Genomic DNA, 24,931 nt, shown 5'->3' with positions numbered 1-24,931 from the left:
GCTGCACTTTACGCACTGTTTTTGTAGTACTTTTCAGTCCTAAACGGACTAGTTCCATCGGCTACTACTTTGGAACTAGATCTTTAGTGCCTTTATTTTTGAAGACTAAAGTGCAACACAAAGAGACCAATCGACGAGTTTCTAAATTGCCATTAGCAAACAATACTAAACCTACAAAAAAAGTGCATCGGCAACGTATCGATGCATAGGGTCGGAGTAACCCGGGATAGATAGTTTATGTTGCTCACCCAATAATACTAACAATCAAACAGGGTACACATGAACATGAACAGATTTACATTAACAAAAGTTAGTTTGGCCGTTTTAGGCTTAATAAGTGGCTCAGCTTCAGCCGCCGTTACAATTTACGATGATCCTGAGGTAGCAAGTGTTTCAGTGGATGCTTCATTTAACACATTCTATGTGTCTAGTAGCACTGATAACGACATCTCAGGCATAGATCGCGACCAATCTCGGGTCAAAATGGGCTTTCTTCCTAATTATGTTGGAATGAACTTTAGTAAAGAAATTGATGGCGTGAAAGTTGGTGGCCGTTCATCTTTTTGGGTCTCTATAAACGACAGTAACACTGGAGTGACCTCGACAGGTATTGATGTTCGTCAGTTTTATGCCACTTTGGATTTTGACTGGGGGCAAGTGTTAATTGGTAAAGATTTCACCTTATTTAATCGTTCTAATATTTTCCAAGATGAAATCCTCCAAGGCTACGGCAACGTCAACGATACGTTAGGGCTTATTGATGGCCAAGGTGTTTCCTTTGGTAATATTGGTAGCGGATATACCTACCCTATGCCAACGGCGCAAATTACTTATCGTTCACCAGAATTTGCCGGCGGTTTTAAACTAGCCATCGGGCTGATCGACCCAGCAAATACTTCTACTGACACTGGAGCCAGTCGCTCTAGTGAAGAAAGCACTCCAAGAATTGAAGGGGAATTAACTTATAACACTAAGTTTGAAAACGGAACCTTTAACGCCTTTGTCGGTTTCCTCTCACAAACCACTGAGAGTGACATTCAAGGAGACGTGGATTCTACCGGGTACTCTTATGGTGCAAAAGTTAATGTCGGCGGTTTCACCCTCAATGCTTCTGGATTTACGGGTGAGGCAATCGGGCTATTGCTCGGCCCGTCAGACAATGCCTTAGGTTTACAAAACCTCTTTTATGAAAATGGCAATGAAGTGGATAGCAGCGGTTATCTGCTACAAGGCGCTTATAAAACAGGCGCTAATCGATTTGTATTGTCCTATGGCAATACTGAAGTTGAAACTGAAGTGCCATGGGAAATGGATGGTACACAAGCAGCTTGGTTCTATAGCTATAACAGCGCAGTAACCTTTGTTGTTGAGTATGACTTGAATGAAATATCCATTGGTGATGCCAGCGAAGAAGTTAAATCTATCGCCCTTGGTGCCATTGTGAATTTCTAATTATTTAGCTTTCAATTTTTGCCCTGAAAGTTAGGGCAAAAATTATTTTCCGGCAGCCGGTGCCGGTGTGACTGACAACGCCCTTTGGAGTTGTAGGTGCAAAGTCCGGCAAACTGGTAACGCTTTTTACAAATATGAACACCGGAGTAAATAAAATGATATATGCAAAACCTGGAAGTGAAAATTCACTCGTAACCTTTAAACAACAGTATGGTAACTACATTGGTGGCGAATGGGTCGCACCGGTTAAGGGACAATATTTTGATAATGTGTCTCCTGTTAACAACGAAGTATTCTGTTCGGTTCCCCGTTCTACTGTGGAAGATATTGATTTAGCGTTAGACGCTGCACACAGAGCAAAAGATGCCTGGGGTAAAACGTCGGCTACTGATCGCTCGAACATACTATTAAAAATTGCAGACCGTATAGAGCAAAACCTAGAAATGTTGGCGGTAGCTGAAACGTGGGATAACGGTAAAGCCGTTCGCGAAACCCTAAACGCTGATATTCCATTGTGCGTAGATCACTTCCGTTATTTTGCAGGTTGTTTGCGTGCCCAAGAAGGCAACATGAGTGAAATCGATGAAAAAACCATTGCTTATCACTTCCATGAGCCTTTAGGTGTTGTTGGTCAAATTATTCCGTGGAACTTCCCGATTCTTATGGCGGCTTGGAAATTAAGCCCTGCATTGGCTGCTGGTAACTGTGTGGTTATGAAGCCTGCGGAACAAACACCTGCATCTATTCTTGTACTGATGGAATTGATCGGCGATTTATTACCTCCTGGCGTACTAAACATTGTAAATGGTTTTGGTAAAGAAGCTGGTGAAGCCTTAGCTACAAGCAAGCGCATTGCTAAAATTGCGTTCACGGGTTCAACGCCTGTGGGTTCACATATTCTTAAATGTGCAGCAGAAAACATCATTCCTTCAACCGTTGAATTAGGCGGTAAGTCTCCAAATATCTATTTTGAAGATGTGATGAGCCACGAAGACGAATACCTAAGCAAGTGTGTTGAAGGTACGGTTTTGGCATTCTTCAACCAAGGTGAAGTTTGTACCTGTCCTTCTCGAGCGCTGATCCAAGAATCTATCTATGATGACTTTATTTCTCTTGTTGTAGCTCGTACACAACAAATTAAACGCGGTAATCCTTTAGATACTGAGACCCAAGTAGGTGCGCAAGCTTCAGAGCAGCAATACGATAAAATTCTTAGCTACTTAGATATTGGTAAAAAAGAAGGTGCCGAAGTCCTTATTGGTGGCGGACCTGCCATAGTTGAAGGTTTCAGCAAAGGGTTTTATGTCCAGCCTACATTATTAAAAGGCCAAAATGACATGCGTGTATTCCAAGAAGAAATTTTTGGTCCAGTTGTCGGTGTTACCACCTTTAAAGACGAAGCAGAAGCTCTTGCCATTGCCAACAACTCTGAATTTGGTTTAGGTGCTGGTCTTTGGACTCGTGATATGAATCGTTCTTATCGCATGGGTCGTGCAATCCAAGCCGGTCGTGTATGGACGAACTGTTACCATGCTTATCCTGCTCACGCTGCGTTTGGCGGATACAAAAAATCAGGTGTAGGCCGTGAAAACCATAAGATGGCGTTAGGTCACTATCAGCAAACCAAAAACTTATTGGTGAGCTACGATACTAACCCATTAGGCTTTTTCTAAAAGCGTTGCCTTGAAAAAGGCGTAAGTCTGGTTTCCACACATTGTGTGGAAACCTTTTTCGCTTTTCGAATTAGAACGTCTTAGATGCTTAACCATCTTGCCGATTAAAAAACCGGAGTGTATATGCGAATTTCATCCCTTTTAGTCTTGTTCTTGTGGTTATTATTTGGCACAAGCGTTCAGGCGAATGACACCATTCGTGTTGGGGTTTTGAAATACGGCACCCTGAATTGGGAGATGGATGTTTTAGAGAAATTAAAATTAGCAAAACAGTATAACCTTAACATTGAACGTATTCCCTTAGGATCGCCACAGGCACTATTAGTTGCCCTACAAGGCGGTTCCCTTGATGTCATTCTTAACGACTGGTTATGGGTGGCACGACAAAAAGAAGCGCAACGGGATTTTTACTTTTATCCCTATTCCACAGCCGCAGGCTCACTTGTTACCCATCCTCAAGCTAATATCAAAACACTGGCTGATCTACGTGGTAAAACCATCGGCATTGCTGGTGGCAATACTAATAAAAACTGGGTTTTGTATCGCGCTTTTTTAAAACAACAGGCTAACTTAGACCTTGCACAAGACGTTACTGTGAAGTTCGCTGCACCACCGATGCTCAATGCGCTGCTAGCAAAAGGTGATTTAGATGCGGTAGTTAACTTCTGGCACTATGCCGCTCAGTTAAACGCACAAGGCATGACATCTTTAGTGACTATGCCCGAGGTGCTAAAAGCACTCAAAGTAGAAGGGCAAGTACCGGTTTTAGGTTGGGTCTTTAAACAGCAATGGGCAGACAAAAACAGTGAGACCATTAATCGATTTTTAAGTATGTCAGCCCAGGCAAGACAACTTATGAAGCATGATGATGAAATTTGGAAGCAGATCCCAACGTTTACCCAAAAATACCCTGAGCAAGTACATCCATTTTTAATTGAAGGGTATCGACAAGGGATTCCTGATGCACTTGCAGAAGCGCAAAAAGTACAAATAGATTCGCTATTTCAACTGATCAAGGCCAATGATAGTCAGCAGGCATTGACGGGCAATTTGGGAGGCTTACCAGATGATATCTTCTGGCGTCACACCCGTGTTAGATAAAAGCATTCAACCAGCACAAACAAAAACCTGGGCTTTGCAAGGTAGCACCCTTACTCGTATCGCTTCCTTGTTGCTGCTATTAGCTCTCTGGCAGTTAAGTGTATGGTGTTTTGAGGTGCAAATGTTGCCATCGCCAGTAGCGGTGTTCAACGCGCTTATTAAACATATAGCATCAAATGAACTGCCTTATCATTTGGGAGTAACCCTACAACGAGTGATGTTCAGTTTCTTCATTGCTATGCTGCTGGGTTCGATTATTGGTCTGCTTATGGGCTATTTCAAAAAGGTCGATATTTGGCTGGATAGCCTACTCACCTTAGCTTTAAATATCCCAGCACTAGTAACTATCATTTTGTGTTTTATGTGGTTCGGGCTAAATGAATTTTCTGCAGTGTTGGCAGTTATATTGAACAAAGCCCCCAATGTTGCTGTCACTTTACGTGAGGGAGCAAAAGCCATCGACAAAAGTCTGATGGAGGTAGCGAAAGTCTATCAATTACCCTGGCAGCGAACTTTAACAAAAGTATATCTACCACAACTCTATCCATATTTTTTAGCGGCAGCGAGAACGGGGTTAGCGTTAGTTTGGAAAATTGTATTAGTTGTGGAGTTAGTTGGGTGCAGTAACGGTGTTGGTTTTCAACTGGGTAACTTTTTTCAGTTTTTCGATATCACCAGTATTTTGGCATATACCTTTGCTTTTGCTGCAATTATTTACACCGTTGAAGGGCTGATTTTAAGGCCCTGGGAACGCAAAGTAACGAGGTGGCGAAAATGTTAACTGTAGATATTCATAACAAAGTTTTTGAAGCTGATGTCAGCATAATTAAAAACCTGAATTTTTCGGTGGATAAAAACGAAATTGTAGCCTTAATTGGTCCATCGGGTGCGGGTAAAAGTACCTTGCTCAATCTCATTGCGGGTCTTGATGAGCAATTTGAAGGCACTATCACCAGTCCAAATTGTGCAATGCATAATATCGGTTTAATGTTTCAAGAGGCGCGATTGATGCCTTGGTTGACCGTATTGGAAAATGTCGTTTTGGTTGCTGAAGGCCGAAAGGATAAACAAAGGGTTGAGCAAGATGCTTTGGAAATCCTTAAACTGGTTGGTATGGAAGGTCATGAGGATGCCTATCCAAAACAATTATCAGGTGGCATGACTAAGCGGGTCGCCCTAGCCAGAGCATTTATGTTTAACCCAGAGGTGTTACTCATGGATGAACCCTTTGCTTCTTTAGATGCACCTTCGGCAGAGCAGTTACGCCAGAAGTTGTTGATTCTTCAACAACAAATGCATTCAAGCATATTATATGTCACCCATGACTTAACTGAAGCTGTTGCCATTGCAGATAGAATCATATTTTTAAGTGAAAAACCGATGACAGTGATCGAAGAAAGAAAAGTGACGCTTCCTCGACCGCGATATTTACATGACCCTGAGGTAGGTGACATTTGCCAATTTTTTTACCGTCAATTTCCAGATTTGCTTTGCACACATGAAAATAGTGCTAAATGTATGTGAAACATGATGGCTTTTGTTGTTAAGCAATTGTGAAAGAGATAGTATTCCTCCATACCTCAGGAGGAAACATGGGCAATCAAAATCTGCATTTAAGTGTGGTGGAAAAATCTACCCCAGGCGTGGCAATGGCTGGATCCGAGCATACTGATCCTGTGCTTGCTGCCGAAGAAATTTATGCTGCGATTGCGCCTTGTCAGCCAACATGTGTAGTGTTTTATTGTGGGGTTAATTATCCTCAAGCAGAACTATCGAAAGAGTTGACTAAGTATTTTTCAGATACGGTGGTGATAGGGTGTACATCTGCTGGTGAAATTACTCCGTTGGGCTATCGAAAACACAGTATTAGCGCATTTGCATTAAGTAGCAGTGAATTTGCTGTTGAGTCTATATTAATTGAAGATTTAGCTACTTTTAATGTTGATGAATCTGATGTTTTAGTCGGTGGAATGATGGACAAATTGCGTGAAAAAGCAGTGTCTCCTCATCCCATTGAAAAGCAATGTTTTGCTTTGTCGTTATTAGATGGCTTGTCGGTACGTGAAGAGTTGGTGATAAACGCTTTAAGTTTGAGTCTGCAAGATATCCCTATCGTTGGTGGTTCAGCAGGTGATGACCAAAACTTCCTCAATACACAAGTTTATTACGATGGCCAATTTTACACGAATGCTGCGGTTATCATGTTAGTGAATACAATTTGTGAGTTCGAAGTGTTTAGCCAGCATCACTTATCACCAGAAGACGAAAAGCTAGTGGTAACCCAGGTTGCACCTAATTCGCGTGTGGTGCATGAGTTCAATGCTGAGCCGGCTGCTTTAGAATATTGCAGGATTAATGGTTTAAAGTTAGAAGATCTGAACTCTAAAACTTTTGCTATGTATCCACTGGCGGTACAATTTGGTGAACAATTGTATATTCGCAGTATTCAAAAAGTGAATGACGATCTGAGTTTAACCTTTTTCTGTGCCATCGACTCAGGCGTGGTGTTAACTAAAATGATTTCGCCTGGATTGTTACCACATACATCGCTTATTTTTAATTTATTGAAAGAATCTGTTGGTGAAATGCAGTTGGTTATTGGATTTGATTGTATTCACCGACGTATAGAAATAGAACACCATGATATTGCCGAAGAAATGTCTGTAATGTATCGAAAGAACAATGTAATCGGCTTTAGTACCTATGGCGAACAAATTAACGGATTGCACCTGAATCATACCTTTACGGGTGTTGCAATTGGATATCCATATGACCCAAACCAACGTTCCCTTACCAGAAAGTAATGAGCTAACTGTCAAAGTAGATCATGAGAGAACTGAACTAGAACAACTGCGCTATGAAAATCAAAAACTTAGCAAAATAAACAATGTTTTGATGCGTCGCGTTGAAATGGGATGGGGAAATCACAGTGACGCATATCAATCCTTCGAAGATGCTGCGCTGCTGGCTGATAAAGTAAAAGAACGAACTCAAAAACTGCAACAAACCCTTCATCGACTTGAAGAGTCGAACCAAAAATTAGAACAAGCACGTTTGGATGCTGAACATAACCGCCAAGCATCAGACCAGGCACGACAAAGACTCAATGATGCAATTGAAAGTATCTCTGAATCCTTCGCTTTATTTGATGCTGAACGAAAAATGGTGATGGTAAATAGCCGTTGCAGTGAGTTCTGGCGCAGACACAATATTGATTTTGAAATTGGCAAAACAACCTTTCAGGAAATCACTGCCGCGTCTTTACCTTATGTTGATAAGCAGGCAAAAGCACAAAAGACCGTGGGAATGTACCCTGATCCTATCACCCATACTATTTTTAAACTCAAGGATGGCACCTGGATTCAAATGTCCGAGAGAAAGACCTCTGAAGGTGACCTAGTTGTAGTTTATACCGACATTACTAACATTAAACAAAGTGATGAACTGCGCTATGAAAAAGCCATGGCTGAACAGGCTCAGGTACTTAAATCGACGTTAGAGAACATGTCTCAAGGCATTGCTTTAGTAAATGCAAATGGCAATATCGAAACATGGAACAAACGGTTTTTACAATTAGCCGGTATTCGCAAAAACAAAATTCATCGTGGTGATAATTATCTTGAGCTACTGCAAGGTAGTGAGTTAGATGAGTCACTTACCGAGAACCAATTGTCAGGTATTCTGACCCAAAAGGATGATTTTGAGACTGAAAAAACCTTGCAAAGTGGCAAGGTTATTCTTATCAAACGGCACTCAATCAGTGGCGGTGGATACCTGAATAGTTACACTGATATAACCGAACGCAGTCTAAACCAACAGGCTCTGCAAGAAAGTGAACAGCGTATTCGATTAATCACCGACGCTATGCCAGCGCTGATATCTTATGTGAATAAAGATATGTGTTATGAGTTCGTGAATCGTGAATTTGAAAAATGGTTCCATCGCTCTCGCTCAGAAATTATTAGTCATCACCTTAATGAAGTGCTAGGTGAAGAAGAGTTCAACAAACTGTATTTGTACATTGAAAGAGCCATGCAAGGGCAATCAGTGAATTTTGAACTTGAGCATCGGCATGATGGCGGTAATCCACGTATTTCTAACAAGACATTCATCCCACACTTTGACCAAGATCGTAATGTCATTGGATTTTTCACGTTAGAACAAGACGTCACTGAACAGCGCAGAACGGCCAAAGCGTTACGCCATGCCTATGACTACATGGAGCAGCGGGTTAATCAACGCACCCAGAAAATCTCTGAAATTAATCTGCAATTACGTCAAGAAATAGAAGATCGTCAGTTAGCTGAAAAAAGTTTAATAGATGCGAAAAGTGAAGCTGATCGTGCCAATGAATCTAAAAGTAAGTTTCTCGCTGCTACTAGTCATGACTTATTACAACCGATGAATTCGTCACGACTTTTTGTGGCAGCCCTCAATGAACTAAGTTTAAGCGCGGATGCCGAAAAGTTACTTAGTTCGTTAAGCTACTCTTTGGAAAATCTCGAATCACTAATCAGTGCGTTAGTGGATATTTCGAAACTTGAAGCTGGGCTTATTGAGCCGGTTTTAGAAGACTTTTCGGTTAATGATTTACTGAATAACCTAGCGAGTGAATTTACCAAACAAACTGAATCAAAAAATCTACGCTTTCGATTTAGTGGCTCAACCAGTGTGGTGCGTTCAGATGCTTATTTGTTGGCGCGGATTTTACGGAATTTACTTAGTAACGCAGTACGATACACCAATGAGGGCTCAATACTGTTGGGCGTTCGCAGACGTAAATCTGCTCTGGAAATCCAGGTGTGTGATACCGGTATCGGTATACCAGATGATAAGTTAGTGGAAATATTCCACGAATTTAATCGCATTGATGGGAAAAAACGACGCCATGATCAGGGGCTGGGATTAGGACTGGCTATTGTCGAAAAGTTGGCCAGTGTTATGAACCATCGTATTTCCGTCTCTTCTGTTGAAGGACAAGGCTCTAGATTTAGTATTTTCATACCCTACGGCAGCAAAAGTGCCCAAGAGTTATCAGTTAATCAGGTGACCGCTCAAGACCGCTTTAATAGTCATTTAGAGGACGCTAATATTTTGATTATCGATAACGATATCGAAATTTGTTCGGGTATGGAAACCTTGCTTCAAGGCTGGGGGTGCCATGTCACTAGTGTTCAAACCTTGGAACAACTGCAAGATGAAAGTTGGCTGAGCTCCTTGTCACCTGATTTAATTGTTGCAGACTTTCACCTTGATAATGGCGAAACCGGGTTTGATGCGTTGCAGATCACCGAAAAAGTTTTGGGCAAATCAGTGCCGGTGATTATGATTACGGCTAACTATACCAATGAGCTTCGTCAACAAGTGAGAGAAAAAGGCTATTCTCTACTCAATAAGCCAGTAAAACCCCATAAAATGAAGTTGGCTATTTCCAACTTATTATCCAACAAGTAACCCAACTGACCTTATATAAGCTGATGACTTAAGGTGAGTTGGGTTTAGCCTATAAAGCCCGTTTTTTAGCGGATTAGATATTGGTTGAAATCGATGTTTGCCGCGCACAAAGCGGCTTGAATTCGATTATGCACATTAAGCTTATTCAATATTGCCGATACATGTGCTTTTACTGTGGTTTCAGCAATATTCAGTTCGTATGCAATTTGTTTATTGGACTTACCTTTGGTGATGCATTCGAACACCAAGAGTTGTCGTCTTGTTAATGCACCAATCAATTTTGGATCGATTTGTTGTGCAGCCAGTTCCTTTTTCGGTGAAGATACCGAGCCTTTACGAATAATATCTGGTGGCAAATAGACCTGCCCCGATAGAACCTGCTCAATGGCCGCGACAATTTGTTCACAACTGGATGATTTGGTAATGAATCCCACAGCACCGTAGGTAAAAGACTGTAAAACGATACTCTTATCTTCTTCCGCGGAAACAATAACAATTGGGACTTCTGGGTATAAATTACGAAAACGTACTATTCCATTTAATCCGTCCATACCGGGCATGTTGAGATCAAGCAACACAAGATCAATATTTGGATTCTCTTCGGCTTGAACAAGGGCCTCTTCCAAATCAGTACAGGTGATCGTTGTGGTATCAGGAATATTACGCTCTACAAAGTCAGTTATCGCATAGCGGAATAATGGATGATCATCAGCTACTAATATTTCTACCATAACAAGCACCCTAGTTTTAATTTAACACTTACTTTACAAGATTTTGGCGTGTACTGTCGAGTCATATCTTAGTTCTCACTTTTTGCATACTTCGTTTGGGATCGTAACCCCAGATGGCGAGGGCGCTAAGTACTACTGCTGTCACCAAGGTTATTATCATTGCATTAAAATTGGCCGTTTCATATAAGGCGAAACGAATCAGTTCTACGCCGTGGGTAAAGGGGTTGTACTGGGATATCCAATATAACACTTCATTTGATTCACGCATTTTCCATAATGGATACAAAGCTGAGGATAGGAAGAACATTGGAAACACCACAAAATTCATCACCCCTGCAAAGTTCTCTAACTGCTTAATCCGAGATGATAAAAACAACCCTAGAGCGCCTAACATTAATGCGGTTAACAGCAGTGCAGGAAAGGCCAATAGGTAGCCCATTAAGGTCATTTTAATTCCTAATACCCAGGCTATGGCAAAAAACACATACACTTGAATAATTGAAATACAGGCTCCGGCTAGTAGCTTGGAAATCAGCAAAAATGGCCTTGGCATTGGGCTGGTGAGTAATACTTTCATACTGCCCATTTCACGGTCGTAAACCATTGATAAAGAACTTTGTAAGCCGTTAAAAAGCAAAATAATGCCGGCTAACCCAGGCACAATATAGACATCGTAAGTGATGTAAGTTTGATAAGGCGGAATGATGGCGATGCCAAGAGCCGCACGGAATCCAGCTGCAAACACAACTAACCACAGCAATGGTCTAACAATGGCACTCACCAGCCTAGCTTTTTGTTGTAAAAAGCGCAGCATTTCTCGTTTGATTATACCGTTAAAACAGTACCAATATTTGATCATGATAATTGCCCTTGAGTCATTTTCTGGTACAAGCTTGCAACATCACTACATCCTTGCTCAGTGAGCGCTTGTTGGCAGGGGGCATCCAAGCGTACTTTGCCTTGGTGCAAGATAATCAGATTATCCTCAGGACTAATTTCATCAATTTGATGTGTAGAAGACAGTACGGTAATTTTTTCATCTTCACAGAGTTGTCGAATGTATTTATTGATGCTTTGTCGGGTAGCGATATCTAGACCAACACTAGCTTCATCGAGTAACAATAATGCCGGTTGGTGGAGCAGTGCGCGTGCAATTTCGACTCTGCGACGGTGACCGCCATTTAAGGTTCTGACTTTTTCATGTTGTCTATCTTGAAGCTCAAACCTGCTTAACTCGATTTGGATACGCTGTAATGCAACCTTTCGTTTTATACCGTGCAGGCTGGCGTGGTATAACAGATTTTGGGCAACACTTAGATCTAAGTCTAGGGTGCTTTGCTGAAATACGATGCCCATTGATTGCATTACGCTGCTTGGTGATTTATTGAGCTGTTGACCTTGCAAACTTATTTGACCATCTTCGGTACTCAATAATCGGCAAATTAACGAAAATAGCGTACTTTTTCCCGCCCCATTTGGCCCTAAAAGGGCGTAGAACTTCCCCGCTGCCAATGTTAGGTTTACCGCTTCAAGTACTTTCTTTTGTTGGTAGCGATAGTGTAAATCGGTTACTTGTAACACTGGGCTGTTGGTGTCGCTTTTCATTTGATATTGACTCACGGCTTCACCGCTATACCCCAGGGGTAACGGCCAACTCGAATCGTTTTGATGACGTCTAGATCCTCTACATCAATAACAGACACATCGCCACTGACACCATTAGTGGTTAATAGTAATGACTGGTCTTTAGCAAACGCAAGCTGCCATACTCGTCTGCCCACTAAGAGGTAATCCAAGACTTCAAAGCTTTGTGCATCAACTACAGCCACATGATTTGAGGGCCCTAATGCTACAAAGGCGTATTTGCCATCATCGGTGAGTTTTATGCCTACCGGTTGAACACGATCTTTATGTACTCCTTTTACATGAAAACGAATGGTGTGCAGTATATTTCGACTTTCCACATCAACGACTGTGACAGTACCACCAATTTCTGAAGACGCCCAAAGCTGCTTACCGTCTTTAGTAAACTCTACGTGACGAGGCCTTTGGTCTACTAAGGTGTTGTCCACTAACTGAAACGTTGTGGTATCTATCCAATGCAACATATTAGTTGTTTCAGTGGTGTTAATTGCCCACTTTCCATCAGGGCTTATGGCCATACCTTCAGGCTCAACTCCCACATCAATTTGTGCTAAAACCGTTCTAATTTTTGTGTCTACCACAGTAACAATAGCGTCATCTTCATTGGCTATATACAAGTGACGGTCATTTTTGTGTAAAGCAAATTGCTCTGGATCTTCGCCAGAGGGAAGGTTGTGGATAATGCGGTTAGTGGCTACATCCATAACTTGTACCGCGTCGGATTCGCTGGCGCAGATATACAAGTTTGAATAATCTTTATTAAAGATGATACCCCGTGGACGCATACCCACCTCAATGGTATTCACCACTTCCAACGCATCTAAATCAATAACCGATATTGTGTCGTCCTTTTCATTGGAGACGTATGCCATCTCACCATAAGCTGAAGTGACATTTATAAGTAGCAGAGACAATAACAACAGGTTTTTCATTTTTATACCTCGTCCATTTTGCATTTAACTTCAGGCTTGTCATAACCAAGCGTGTCTAAATCCGTTAAAGGATGCAGGAATCCTTGTTGTGGTGATTGGCTGACCAGTGCATCGGGCTGGGCCAAAGGAATAGGTTGTCTTAACTGCCCGTTATAGTTTCGGAAGGTTAACTTTCGACCTTTAAAAGCAGCTAATTCAAATTTGTCACTCATCATGTATTGGTAAAGTTCGTTTGGATTGTTTGATTTAGTTCTGGTCACCGCCTCTGCTATTGCTCTAACTGCTAACCAAGCGGCGTAGTCCTCATTTTGCATATCTCTACCGGTAAATTCATTGAAGCGGTTTTGCAACTGAACAGCTCCCCATTGTTCAATACTATGATGCCATGCGGCGGGAGTAAGACCATGGGTGCCAGCCACTGGTCGCGGAAGCCAGGTGTTGTAGGGCAAATAGAATCCATATTGGTTGTGAGCGTCGGTGACGATAACCACATCGTAATCTTTGCCTTGAGTTAGGGCTGGGACTTCTTGTTGTGCCATGCGTCGTAAATCTGTGGTGAAACTCCATTCACGTTGCCCCACAACTTTACTGCCAAATCGCTTAGCTGAACGTTTATATGACGCTGCGATAGTTTGGTCTTGTTGATCAGCTGAACTCACTATCAACCATTTTTGCCAGCGTTTGAGTACCATAAATTGTGCTAGCGCATCACTCAGCATTGCTTGGCTTGGGATGGTGTGTAGCAGTCCAGATTGACATTGATTGGTGCGCCAGTTGTCACTTCGATTAGCGGCATTGACCACTAATCGCTGATTTGCGTTGTTACTCAGCAAAGTGCTTAAAAGCGCGTCGCTACCCACTGCGATTATAGGGCCTTGGTGTTGCTGCTCCCATTGGGAAACTTGCTGTTCTAGTTCGTCAATCTTTTTATCTTCAAAGATGGTGAGTGAAAAATGCTGTTTTAGAAAACGTCCGGTGGTATTGCTATCACTTACCCCTAATTGAGCGCCAGCTGCAGCTAAATCTTCTGCTCGTAACTTACTGGCAAGCACACTGTTGGGTTTAGCCGGTTGCTCTATCACTATAGCGATAGGTATGGTCAGGTTTTGAGTGCTTTGCTGAGCAAGCACTTTAAGAGGTGCACCTAAACACAACAAGGTAAGTATGCTTAAGAAAATAAACCCTTGGGTCATTCCAGACCTTTTCATATAGCCTGTAAAGGCAGTTATTTCTGCCGTTCTGGCGCTTTTGGCATCATTGTTCTTACTACTAAGCACAAACATGAGCACATTCCTTATTTATCACTAAGTCTGACCCATACTAATTGAAGATTTAGGCTTTATGTATGAGCAAAAAGGATGAAAGGTTTACTACCTAAGTACAATTGGAAGCATTTTTCGAATGGCATACCGTTATCCCAAAGGCTGGATCGTGATGCTCACTCGACAAACAAGATTGCTAAAGTTGTCTGCTTCAAGAAGCCAGCTGTTACCTTTTTAGACAACTTTTGGAGAACCTAATGAAAAAATTAAAAACAGCACTATGTGCTACTACGCTAGCGGCAATGTCGGTATTTACTTATCAAGTTTATGCACATGGCAATGTGACACCTCAGGCAGTGGATGTAACGTCACTACCCCAATTAGGTGAAGAGTGGCTAGAAACTAACCCGTTTAGCGGAAATGCAGAAGCGATTAAAGTGGGGGATTCAGCTTACAATCAAAACTGTGCTCGTTGTCATGGTTTGGAAGTTATCTCTGGAGGGATTACTCCTGATTTGCGCAAACTCAATGATCCAAATGAGTTTTTCAGCCCTGAAGAGGCCGATGAATGGTTTATGAGTCGAATCCGTCATGGTGCGGTAGTGGATGGTCGTGTGTATATGCCTCCTTTTGAAGGAATTTTAAGCCAAGAAGCTATGTGGGCAATCAAAGCCTATATTGAAACCCGTGACGTACCAGAGTAAAACATGATTAATCGGCTTTTCCGTGGTTATTTTATTGCGGGTTTAGTTTGCCTGTTAGGCGCTTTTCCCGCTATTTCAATGGCAAGAAGTTTTGATGACATTATGGAGTCTGGGTTTATCACCGTTGCGGTGTATAACGATTTTCCACCGTACTCCTTTCAAGACGGCGATACCCCCCGTGGAATTGACGTGGATGTAGCAGCTCAAATTGCCAAACAACTTAATCTAGACGTTCGCTGGATGTGGATAACCGCAGACGAGAACCTAGAAGATGATATGCGCAATGCCATCTGGAAAGGTCACATCATTACTCGTCAAAAAGCTGATTTAATGATGAGAGTCCCTTACGACCACAAATTCAGTTATGCCATTGATGGTTATGGATTACCAAAGAATGAAATGGTGGTGATGTTTGGGCCTTATCATAGGGAAAGTTGGGCGATCCTTAAAGATACCAAAAAAACCAACAATATTGATACGTTAGCGATTTTCCAATATGAAAAAATAGCCGTGGAAATAGACTCCCTTCCTAGCTTTTTTCTCGGAGCAACCATAGGTGGTCGTTTGCGCGATAATATTGTTCATAGTGAAAATATTTACAAAGCCATTGATTTATTGAATGAACAAAGCGTTGCTGCTGTTTCTGGAATGCGTTCACAATTAGAGTGGGGCATGCCTGAGCTAGGTTCTCGCTACACCATTAATGCTACAGGTTTGGCAGCAATAAGTATCAAATCGTGGGATATCGGAATGGCTGTGCAGCAAGACTTTCGTCAACTTGCCTATGCTGTAGAAGATCAAGTCACACTAATGGTCGATAACGGCCAAATGCAGACGATCTTTGACAACTATAAAGTTACCTTCGAACCCTCTAGCTTGTACCAAGAAAGCCATTAATTTAGGCCTTCAAGAAAGCGTCATCAAAAAACACCTCCCAAGGCTATAGCTTTTTGCTCTAGCCTTTTTTGTTAAAAAAGACTGCCGAGAACCCAGCCTTTTAATGGTTTTGTTTGTTACCCAATTATCCACAAGCTGCGGCAACCTATCGAAGTCATTTTCTTGCCTAATTTGAAGGTTAATTTCTGCTGCTTGGGTAGATGTCTGCGAATAGGGTGACAGGTTTTCTCGAATCTTATTTTTAAATCGTTCGGGTAATTAATTTCCAAATAATGGGTGTTTTTATGGAAGTACTACTACCAACGGACTAAGAATGATAATCCAAGGTTCAATGGTTGTTAACAAGTTGTTGTTGAATACTATTTATGACGGCGAAGGTGGTGAAAGCAGTTCAATGCTCTACACCGCAATAGACGGACAATAAAGTTACACGCCGGGGATAAAGGTCAGTACTTGAGACAGCCTCGGAAAAACAAAAAAGGTGATGTAACGCCTTAAGTACCTGTTGAACTACTGGAGAATACTGATGAAAAGCCGAAAAATTCCTGGCCAATTGCTTAGTACGGCACTTGGCCTAACTCTGGCTCTGGGAATGCTAAGTGCAAATACGCATGCTGCAGTCACTGATAAAGATATACTTAATGACCAAAAAACCACTGATGATATTGTGAGCTATGGCCTTGGTCCTCGTGGCCAGCGATATAGTCCTCTTGAAACCTTAAATACTAAAAACGTTAAAAAAATGCACCCTGTTTGGGCTTTTTCCCTAGGGGGAGAAAAACAACGTGGACAGGAATCACAACCAATTGTTAAAGATGGTGTGATGTACGTGACCGGTTCTTATTCTCGAGTATATGCAATTGATGTAAATACTGGTGATGAACTTTGGCAGTACGAAGCGCGTTTACCAGATGGCATTATGCCTTGCTGTGACGTTATTAACCGTGGCGTAGCAATCTACGACGATGTGGTTATTTTCGGCACCCTAGATGCAATCTTAGTCGCTCTAGATCAAAAAACCGGTAAGGTTCGCTGGCGTAAAAAAATGGGTGACTACAAAGCAGGTTATTCTTCAACTGCAGCACCTATGATTGTTAAAGGTATGGTTGTCACTGGTGTATCTGGTGGTGAGTTTGGGATTGTCGGTAAAGTAGAAGCCCGCGATGCTAAAACCGGAGAGCTAATCTGGACACGCCCTACTGTTGAAGGCCACATGGGCTACCTTAATGGTAAGGAAAATGGCATTACTGGTGGTGAAGCCAATAAAACTTGGACTGGCGATTTGTGGAAAACCGGTGGCGCAGCTACTTGGTTAGGTGGTACTTATGACCCAGATACAGATCTTATTTTCATGGGAACGGGTAACCCTGCACCTTGGAACTCTCATCTACGTCCTGGTGATAACCTATATAGTTCCTCTCGTCTAGCCATTGACCCTGATACCGGAAAGATCGTTTGGCACTTCCAAACCACACCACATGATGGTTGGGACTTTGATGGTGTAAACGAGTTGATTGCGTTTGATTATAAAGACGGTCGCAAAACAGTCAAAGCTGCGGCGACAGCAGATAGAAACGGCTATTTTTACGTTCTAAATCGTGAAGATGGTAAGTTTATTCGTGGTTTCCCATTTGTTAGCGGTATTACTTGGGCAAAAGGTTTGGATGAAAATGGTCGTCCTATCTACAACGAAGAAGGCCGTCCGGGTAACCCTGCCGATGCAGAGTCAGGAGAAAAAGGTAAAACTATTTGGTCTGTTCCTTCTTTCTTAGGCGGGAAAAACTGGATGCCTATGGCGTATAGCCAAGACACAGGATTATTCTACGTTCCTTCTAACGAATGGGGCATGGATATTTGGAATGAGCCAGTAAGCTACAAAAAAGGTGCAGCTTACCTAGGTTCTGGATTTACCATAAAACCTATCTTTGACCATATTGGCTCATTAAAAGCAGTTGACCCTAAAACCGGTGAGCTGGTTTGGGAATTCAAAAATCCTGCGCCTTTATGGGGGGGAGTGTTAGCCACTGCGGGTAATTTAGTCTTTACCGGAACTCCTGAAGGCTACCTGTATGGTTTCAACGCCAAAACAGGCGAAATCGTTTACAAGTTTAACACTGGATCTGGCATTGTTGGCTCCCCTGTTACTTGGGAAAAAGACGGTGAACAATACTTGAGTGTTCTATCTGGTTGGGGTGGCGCTGTTCCATTATGGGGCGGAGAAGTTGCTAAGACTGTGAAGGACATTAACCAAGGCGGCACCGTTTGGACCTTTAAGTTGCCACGTAGCTAGAGGCGGCACCGTGGCAAGGGGGGGTCCCACCATCTTGCCGCGCTTTTTATTGAAATACCAATCCACTCTGAAGGTTAGCTTTCAGTTTGGATTGGCCTTAGTGGTCTGTAATGCTTATCCTCAGACTGTTTTTGTTGTATTTCGTCAGTTCGACTAGGAACTGGGGCAAGTTAGGACACTAATTGCCATGATGACTCTGCGCAACACTCTATTCTGCTTTGCTTTAATTCTATTTAGTGGAACCAGCTTAGGTTCTTCTATATCTGAGCAGCAAATAAAACAAATATTCCCTAAAGCAACATTAATTGGCGATACCTTAGCTGAGTACCCTGTCCAACCCATTTACCAACTCCAAGAATTGTTGGGTTACGCTTTCCAAACCAACGATTTAGTTGATTTTCCTGGTTTTTCTGGAGATAGAATTAACCTACTAATTGGTATTGATACCGCAGGTAATATTAAAGGTATTGAGATTTTATCCCATCACGAACCCATATTTCTTCATGGCTTAGGGCCTGAGCCACTAAACGCGTTTATTGAACAATACATTGGCAAAAATGTATCGAATAGAATCATTGTCGACAAAGCGGCGAATGATACTAATCTTGATGACAAGACAGTACATGTTGATGGTGTTACCAAAGCAACGGTTTCAGTCATTGTAGTCAATGACACTGTGTTGTTGTCGTCATTGCAAGTGGCAAGAAACATGTTAGAAGGCTTTACCGTCGCACCACTGGCAACCCCCAAAGACGACTTTTCCCCTTTGAATTGGCAACAACTTGTTGATAAAGGTTACGTAAAAAAATGGACGCTAACGCGGCAACAATTTGAGCAAGAATTGAATGCCTCTTTAGAGGATTTTCCAGCAGACACCTTTGCTACCGAACTAGGCAATGAGTTTACTATTTACTACGCATACCTAAATGCACCCAGCATTGGTATCAACTTACTTGGCGAGGCTGAGTACCAGCGATTAATGGCTGTACTCAAGCCCAATGAGCAAGCTTTTGCGGTGATGTCTGAGGGCTTTTTTCATTATCTTGAGGATGATTTCAAGCCAGGTACTGTGGCCGACCAAATTAATTTAGAGCAGGGCAATTTGCCCTTAGCCATGCGTGATCTGAATTTTTATAGTTTTACTGAGCCAAGTCTCGCATCTGGAGCGCCCATAACCGATGACTTGCAATTATTTGTTGTGAATACGCAATCGGGATTCAACCCTAGTTTAGATATGCAGCTATCCCTTAATTTAACCGTGGCGAAAAACCACCTCGTCCAACAGCAAGCTCTTTTTCAAGATGACTATGCATTGCCTCGCACTCTTTTTGATATTGCAGAAGCTGCGGAAGTTGAAGCGCCAATACCCCCATGGGTGCGAATCTGGAAATCTCGCATTGGGGTAATTAGCGTCTTAATCGCGAGTTTAATTTTAGTGACGGTGATTTTTATCTATCAGCATAAGTTGTCAGCTAACCAAAAACTATTTCGATACGTTCGTTGGAGCTTTATGTTTTTTACGCTGTTCTTTATTGGTTGGTATGCTCAAGGACAGTTATCTGTAGTGAATATATTTCCTATTATTCAAAGCCTGATGAATGGATTTGATATTCAAATGTATTTGATGGATCCGGTTTTGTTTATTTTGTGGATTTACGTTTTTATAAGCTTATTCATTGTTGGTCGAGGTATCTTTTGTGGGTGGTTGTGTCCTTTTGGTGCCTTGCAAGAAATGCTCGGATGGGTGGCTAAAAAATTGCGTATTCGCCAGAAAAAAGTGCCCTATGAGTTACACAGTAAATTGTGGTGGATTAAGTATGGGATACTCATTGGTCTCGTTCTGACCTCTATTTATTCTATCCGAACCGCTGAAGTGCTATCGGAAGTAGAGCCCTTTAAAACAGCCATTACCTTACAGTTTTATCGTTATTGGCCATTTGTTGTTTATTCACTGGTGTTACTTGGTGCAGGGTTGTTTATAAACAAATTCTACTGTCGTTATGTGTGTCCTTTAGGGGCCGGTTTAGCGATTTTAGGATACTTCCATTTGGGCGAGTGGCTAACCCGTCGCAAAGACTGCGGGTCGCCTTGTACCTTGTGTCATCATAAGTGCGATATTAAAGCCATAACACCTAAAGGGGAGATAAATTACAACGAATGCGTTCAGTGTTTAGAGTGTATTGTTTATTACAACAATGATGATCTATGCCCACCCCTTAAAAAGAATAAACGCAAAAATCGCGGGAAAGCCATTGATGTTAGCCAACAACCAGCGTAACCCCTAGCCTGTCCATTGATGGTGCCATTCTACGCTGGCACCATCCACGGCATTAATGCCGTGCTACAAATTTTTTCACCTGTTACATCCGTTGTAGCACGGGCTTTAGCCCGTGGGGGAATCGGATAAGGCAAATAGGCTAATTCAAATAACCTAGGCGCATATTCCACGGCATAAATGCCGTGCTACAAATTTTAGCGCCTTTTGCATCGGTTGTAGCACGGGCTTAAGCCCGTGGAGAAAACGAATTTAAACCTCACTATTGTTTGCAACCTCTGGGTGTCCAACAGGGTGCGACAATATGTCGCATTGTTGTGCGCACCTATGTTTCTATAATAGTCCTAATCGTTACTTTGTTTATTAATAACGACCTTGAACCGACTATAGCTGCAGTCGATGGCCTGTGGGTTTAGTTTGGCACTATAAACTGCTATAAATACAAAAATTATATTTGAGCCATTTGATGTCCAGACCGCACCTACAAACTAACCGTCACCTTTTGCTACTGATAAAACTTAGGTATGGGTTTATCTTTTTGCAATTGTTAGTCGTGCTGTTCGCCGAATACTGGTTTGAATATACGCTTCCCTATTTAACCCTAAAGCTAATTATTGTCATCGAACTCGCTGTGAATATGGTGCTGTTTTATTGCTACAGAGGCAATCGAAACGCTCGTGAGAGTGAGTATTTGTTCCAAGTTTTACTGGATATTCTGCTCCTCACAATACTCTTATACTTTGCTAAAGGGGCTACAAACCCCTTCGTTTCTTTGTTGTTGATTCCGGTTGCCATAGCCGCAGTGACCCTTTCTCGCCGTCTTTTAATTTTGGTCAGCTTGGTGGCATTGGCAGCTTATTCTGTATTGTTTTTTAGTATTGATTCCCATCAAATGCATATGGTGGATATGCAACAGCATTTCCTTGGCATGTGGGTGAATTTTGTTTTGTCTGCCCTTGTGGTGGTGCTGGTGGTTGCGTCTTTAGCTCAGGCTATGCGTAATCAAGAGCGGTTTGTGAGTAAGCTACGAGAGGAACAATTACGACAAGAGCAATTAGTTGCCTTAGGCACCACTGCGGCGCAATTTGCTCACCAACTGGCCACTCCTCTAGCCACTGCAAATTTACTCACCGAAGAGCTAGAATTTGAGCTGCCCGAAGATAATCCGTTACTTAAACAGTTGAGCGAGCAATTGCACCTATGTCGCCGCCGCTTACAAGATTTTAGAGAAATGTCGGAAGAGGTAAAATTGAACAGCAAAAGACTGATCCCCATGCCTCAACTAGTTGCTAAATTACAAGAAGAAATACAATTAAACTTTGCTGATATCGAGGTGCAATACAGCATTCCTAGTTTAGATAACTTAGCGGTAAGAGCTGACACCACTTTGTTACCGGCATTATTAAATTTAATCCAAAATGCGGTGCAATCAAGTAAGCGCAATAACTGCCATCAGATCCAAATTCAGTGTCATCTAGATAATCGTGCTCAAACACAGCAACTAGTATTAACTATTCGTGATTTTGGTGCTGGATTACCCGAAGAAAGTTTGCTGGAATTAGGTTCAACCTTAGTAGAAAGTGAACAGGGGTTTGGCATGGGAGTATTGCTCAGTCACGCTACTTTAGAGCGTTTAGGTGCGCAACTTCGTCTATATAATCATTCAGAGTCTGGGGCTGTAGCTGAGATATTAATGGAGTTGGTAAGCTTACAATGAAGTTGCTACTAATCGAAGATGAGCAAAGTTTTGCCGGTATTTTACTACGTCGTTTAACCCATCACGGATACGAGTGCGAGCATGCTGATACTGTGGATAAAGGTCTCGTATTAGCCAAACAATCGTTACCCTCCCACCTCATATTAGATTTGAAAGTTGGCACCCAAAGCGGCTTATCTATCTTACCTCAATTACGAGAGTTACTGCCTGATGCACGTATTATTCTGTTAACGGGGTATGCCAGCATAGCCACTGCTGTAGAAGCCATTAAAGCCGGTGCTGATGATTACCTGTCAAAACCTGTGGATAGCAAAACCTTGTTAGCAATGTTAGCAGGTGATAATGCTACAGAAGCGGCCAGTGATACTAATATCATGTCACCAGCAAGACTTGAATGGGAACATATCCAGCAAGTTTTAAAAGCCAATAAGGGTAATATTTCCGCCACTGCTCGACAGCTTGGTATGCATAGACGAACCTTGCAGCGTAAGTTGGTTAAAAAACCAAGAATTGACTGAAACCGCTCTCAATAAAAATCTACCTAGGGTAGGTATTTGTTGGTAGAACTTAGCGTATAATCCATCTTAACAGGTAGGTTGATTCAGTCATGCAGCAAAATATCATGCTAGTATGCAATTTGATTGCTAAGAGGAAATGTAATTGCAAAATCCTTGCTATTTTTTGGGTATAGACGGTGGTGGCAGCAAATGTAAAGCTCGCCTAGAGGACGCTCAAGGAAACCTATTAGCCGAAAGTGTGGCTGGTCCCGCAAATCCAGCTCGGGATCTCAAATTAGCTTTAGCTTCCATTCAACAGGTGAGCGAACAGGTCATGGCCTTGGCTAATTTACCTATTACCGCCTTAGCAGATACTTACGTTGGAATGGGACTGGCTGGTTTGAATTTGCCTAGTTATAAATCTCAGATGCAGGCTTGGCAACATCCTTTTGCTCAATTAACTCTAAGTACCGATTTGTACATCGCTTGTTTAGGCGCTCATCATTGTGATTCAGGGGCGATTGTCATCGTGGGAACGGGAAGTTCTGCCTTGGCCTGTCATCAAGGGCAACAGTTCGAATATGGTGGTCATGGCTTTCTGTTGGGGGATAAAGGAAGTGGCGCATGGATGGGCTTGCAGACATTAAGGTGGGCGTTAGAAAGTTTTGATGGATTGGCTCAATCTAGTCCTTTTATTGAGGCAGTTTTTCGGTTTACTGGATGCACTGATGCTGCGCAAATCATTGAAAGCTATTTAACCTCAAGTTCTGCAAAATTTGCTAATTTGGCACCGTTAGTGTTCGAGTATGCCGAGCAAAATGACTCGGTAGCCATAGGAATAGTAAAAGAAGGGGCAAGTTATTTGAGTGCCTTGGCGAGAAAATTACAAAGTCATGACCCTCAACGAATTGCCTTTATTGGTGGTTTATCTCCCAGTGTTATTCCTTGGTTAGATGAAGATATTCAAGTAACAATAAAACAGCCTATTGCTGCCCCAGAATGTGGCGCAATCATGATGGCAAAAAAACAGTTTGCGATATCAACTAAGCGCAATTAGCCGCGTTTTGTAGTGAATAAAGACGCTTTTAGTCAGGCTCAGTATAAGTTAATCCCATTTAAGGTAATTGGTCTAATGACACAGGAATCCACACCGACTTACTACCAAGCTAGTCAGTTTTTCGATGGCCAGGGTATTCAAGATAACGTCAGGTTAACCATTGACGGTGGTGTAATAACGGCAATAGATACAAACCCACAACCCACAGACTTACCTTTAAACGGTTTAGTCACGGCAGGCTTCATTGATACTCAAGTAAATGGTGGGGGAGGGGTTCTGTTTAATCAACAACCAAGCCTGGCCACTATCCAGAAAATACGCCAAGCCCACAGTTTGTTTGGCACAACGGCTATGTTACCCACTTTAATTACCGATAATCTAGAGATAATGCAGCAGGCCGCTGAGGCCATCGCCGAAGCGATTGAACAACAAGAGCCGGGTATTTTGGGTGTCCATTTTGAAGGGCCGCACTTAAGTGTGCCTAAGCGTGGGATCCATAGTGAAAAAACCATCAGACCCTTATCTGATGATGAAATGCAGATTTTTTGTCGTCAGGACTTAGGTCAGGTTATGGTCACGGTAGCACCTGAAAACGTAACGCCACAGCAAATTGCTAAGTTGGTAGATTGTGGGGTGATTGTTTCCCTTGGCCACTCTAATGCTGATATTGAAACCGTTTTAAAGGCTATTGATGCTGGCGCTACGGGCTTTACCCATTTATTCAATGCCATGTCAGGACTCACCGCCCGTAACCCCGGAATGTTAGCCGCTGGATTACATGACGAAAGGGTCTTTTGTGGGATCATTGCCGATGAACTCCACGTGCATCCCTACAATTGTCGTTTAGTTTTTCAGTGCAAAGGTTGGCAAAGGTTGATGATAGTCACTGACGCCATGGCACATGTGGGCGCAGATGTTGACTCATTACCTTGGTTAGATACCGAGATTATTCGCCAAGGAAATAAACTAACCTTGCCCGATGGCACTTTAGCCGGATCCGCCTTAGATATGAGTTCAGCGGTGCGTAACCTGCATCACAATATGGACGTCCCCTTGGTCTCTGCTCTGAATATGGCAAGTTCAACACCTGCCGAATTTTTAGCTTGCTCAAACAGAGGTAAGTTGGAAGTGGGTATGCAAGCCGACTTTGTGTTGTTAAACGAGCAACTGCATACCTTAGGTTGTTGGATTGCTGGTGTTCAGGTTGCCCGTGAAGGAGCTCAATTATAATCTATGCACCACCCG

Annotated in this window: 20 protein-coding genes; 15 read left to right on the top strand and 5 right to left on the bottom strand. The window is 42.4% G+C overall.

The genetic code is table 11. The annotated features are described in order from the left end of the window. The first annotated feature begins 285 nt into the window (after nt 1-285). The 7 genes from ABJV04_RS05610 (at nt 286) to ABJV04_RS05580 (ending at nt 9,680) form a co-directional block, all read left to right on the top strand. A complete protein-coding gene (locus ABJV04_RS05610) occupies nt 286-1,452 on the top strand; it encodes a porin (RefSeq protein ID WP_348490323.1) in 1,167 nt (388 codons plus the stop codon). Nucleotides 1,453-1,607: 155 nt separating this feature from the next. After that, complete coding sequence (locus ABJV04_RS05605) at nt 1,608-3,125, top strand: aldehyde dehydrogenase family protein (RefSeq protein WP_348490322.1); 1,518 nt, start codon at nt 1,608-1,610, stop codon at nt 3,123-3,125. A 123-nt stretch (nt 3,126-3,248) separates the two neighbouring features. Beyond that, entirely contained in the window at nt 3,249-4,226 is a 978-nt protein-coding gene (locus ABJV04_RS05600; RefSeq protein WP_348490321.1) for a transporter substrate-binding domain-containing protein, read from the top strand. Beyond that, the gene (locus tag ABJV04_RS05595) at nt 4,192-5,007 is read left to right on the top strand and encodes an ABC transporter permease (RefSeq protein ID WP_348490320.1); all 816 of its coding nucleotides are present in this window, start codon (nt 4,192-4,194) and stop codon (nt 5,005-5,007) included. The genes ABJV04_RS05600 and ABJV04_RS05595 overlap by 35 nt, the downstream gene beginning before the upstream one ends. Further along, nucleotides 5,001-5,750, top strand: coding sequence for an ABC transporter ATP-binding protein (locus ABJV04_RS05590; RefSeq protein WP_348490319.1), 750 nt, complete (start codon nt 5,001-5,003; stop codon nt 5,748-5,750). The genes ABJV04_RS05595 and ABJV04_RS05590 overlap by 7 nt, the downstream gene beginning before the upstream one ends. A 68-nt stretch (nt 5,751-5,818) precedes the next feature. Next, nucleotides 5,819-7,030: a nitric oxide-sensing protein NosP gene (nosP, locus tag ABJV04_RS05585; protein WP_348490318.1), complete on the top strand. Its 1,212-nt coding sequence runs from the start codon at nt 5,819-5,821 to the stop codon at nt 7,028-7,030. Beyond that, nucleotides 6,996-9,680, top strand: coding sequence for a NahK/ErcS family hybrid sensor histidine kinase/response regulator (locus ABJV04_RS05580; protein ID WP_348490317.1), 2,685 nt, complete (start codon nt 6,996-6,998; stop codon nt 9,678-9,680). Before nosP ends, ABJV04_RS05580 begins: the two co-directional genes overlap by 35 nt. A 65-nt stretch (nt 9,681-9,745) precedes the next feature. On the opposite strand, the gene ABJV04_RS05575 is transcribed toward ABJV04_RS05580, so the two are convergent. The 5 genes from ABJV04_RS05575 to ABJV04_RS05555 form a co-directional block, all read right to left on the bottom strand. Continuing rightward, nucleotides 9,746-10,411: a response regulator transcription factor gene (locus ABJV04_RS05575; protein WP_348490316.1), complete on the bottom strand. Its 666-nt coding sequence runs from the start codon at nt 10,409-10,411 to the stop codon at nt 9,746-9,748. A 61-nt stretch (nt 10,412-10,472) separates the two neighbouring features. Then, nucleotides 10,473-11,270 carry an ABC transporter permease gene (locus tag ABJV04_RS05570; protein WP_348490315.1) on the bottom strand — a complete coding sequence of 266 codons (798 nt, stop codon included), beginning with the start codon at nt 11,268-11,270 and terminating at the stop codon, nt 10,473-10,475. Next, nucleotides 11,267-12,031 carry an ATP-binding cassette domain-containing protein gene (locus ABJV04_RS05565; RefSeq protein WP_348490314.1) on the bottom strand — a complete coding sequence of 255 codons (765 nt, stop codon included), beginning with the start codon at nt 12,029-12,031 and terminating at the stop codon, nt 11,267-11,269. The genes ABJV04_RS05570 and ABJV04_RS05565 overlap by 4 nt, the downstream gene beginning before the upstream one ends. Next, entirely contained in the window at nt 12,028-12,987 is a 960-nt protein-coding gene (locus tag ABJV04_RS05560) for a YVTN family beta-propeller repeat protein (RefSeq protein ID WP_348490313.1), read from the bottom strand. The genes ABJV04_RS05565 and ABJV04_RS05560 overlap by 4 nt, the downstream gene beginning before the upstream one ends. Before the next feature lie 2 nt (nt 12,988-12,989). After that, nucleotides 12,990-14,270 carry an ABC transporter substrate-binding protein gene (locus tag ABJV04_RS05555; RefSeq protein ID WP_348490312.1) on the bottom strand — a complete coding sequence of 427 codons (1,281 nt, stop codon included), beginning with the start codon at nt 14,268-14,270 and terminating at the stop codon, nt 12,990-12,992. Nucleotides 14,271-14,506: 236 nt separating this feature from the next. Here ABJV04_RS05555 and pedF point away from each other — a divergent pair, with 236 nt between their 5' ends. The 8 genes from pedF to nagA all read left to right on the top strand — a co-directional run bounded on the left by pedF (nt 14,507) and on the right by nagA (nt 24,916). After that, nucleotides 14,507-14,953, top strand: a complete 447-nt coding sequence (gene pedF, locus ABJV04_RS05550) for a cytochrome c-550 PedF (protein ID WP_348490311.1) — start codon at nt 14,507-14,509, stop codon at nt 14,951-14,953. Between the two features lie 3 nt (nt 14,954-14,956). Further along, a complete protein-coding gene (locus ABJV04_RS05545; protein WP_348490310.1) occupies nt 14,957-15,850 on the top strand; it encodes a transporter substrate-binding domain-containing protein in 894 nt (297 codons plus the stop codon). A 526-nt stretch (nt 15,851-16,376) separates the two neighbouring features. After that, nucleotides 16,377-18,140: a PQQ-dependent methanol/ethanol family dehydrogenase gene (locus ABJV04_RS05540; RefSeq protein ID WP_348490309.1), complete on the top strand. Its 1,764-nt coding sequence runs from the start codon at nt 16,377-16,379 to the stop codon at nt 18,138-18,140. A gap of 187 nt (nt 18,141-18,327) precedes the next feature. Next, nucleotides 18,328-20,418: a 4Fe-4S binding protein gene (locus ABJV04_RS05535; protein WP_348490308.1), complete on the top strand. Its 2,091-nt coding sequence runs from the start codon at nt 18,328-18,330 to the stop codon at nt 20,416-20,418. A 535-nt stretch (nt 20,419-20,953) separates the two neighbouring features. Then, a complete protein-coding gene (locus tag ABJV04_RS05530) occupies nt 20,954-22,132 on the top strand; it encodes a HAMP domain-containing sensor histidine kinase (protein ID WP_348490307.1) in 1,179 nt (392 codons plus the stop codon). Continuing rightward, nucleotides 22,129-22,650, top strand: a complete 522-nt coding sequence (locus ABJV04_RS05525; protein WP_348490306.1) for a response regulator — start codon at nt 22,129-22,131, stop codon at nt 22,648-22,650. The genes ABJV04_RS05530 and ABJV04_RS05525 overlap by 4 nt, the downstream gene beginning before the upstream one ends. Before the next feature lie 142 nt (nt 22,651-22,792). After that, nucleotides 22,793-23,686, top strand: coding sequence for a BadF/BadG/BcrA/BcrD ATPase family protein (locus ABJV04_RS05520; RefSeq protein ID WP_348490305.1), 894 nt, complete (start codon nt 22,793-22,795; stop codon nt 23,684-23,686). Nucleotides 23,687-23,761: 75 nt separating this feature from the next. Continuing rightward, on the top strand, nt 23,762-24,916 hold the full coding sequence (gene nagA, locus ABJV04_RS05515; protein ID WP_348490304.1) for an N-acetylglucosamine-6-phosphate deacetylase: 1,155 nt from the start codon (nt 23,762-23,764) through the stop codon (nt 24,914-24,916). Nucleotides 24,917-24,931: the final 15 nt, after the last annotated feature.

Origin of the sequence: Aliiglaciecola sp., from assembly GCF_039982535.1 — a bacterium.
Classification (GTDB): Bacteria; Pseudomonadota; Gammaproteobacteria; order Enterobacterales; family Alteromonadaceae; genus Aliiglaciecola.
Note: the sequence above shows the minus strand (reverse complement) of the source record. Positions and strands in the feature narration are given on the sequence as shown.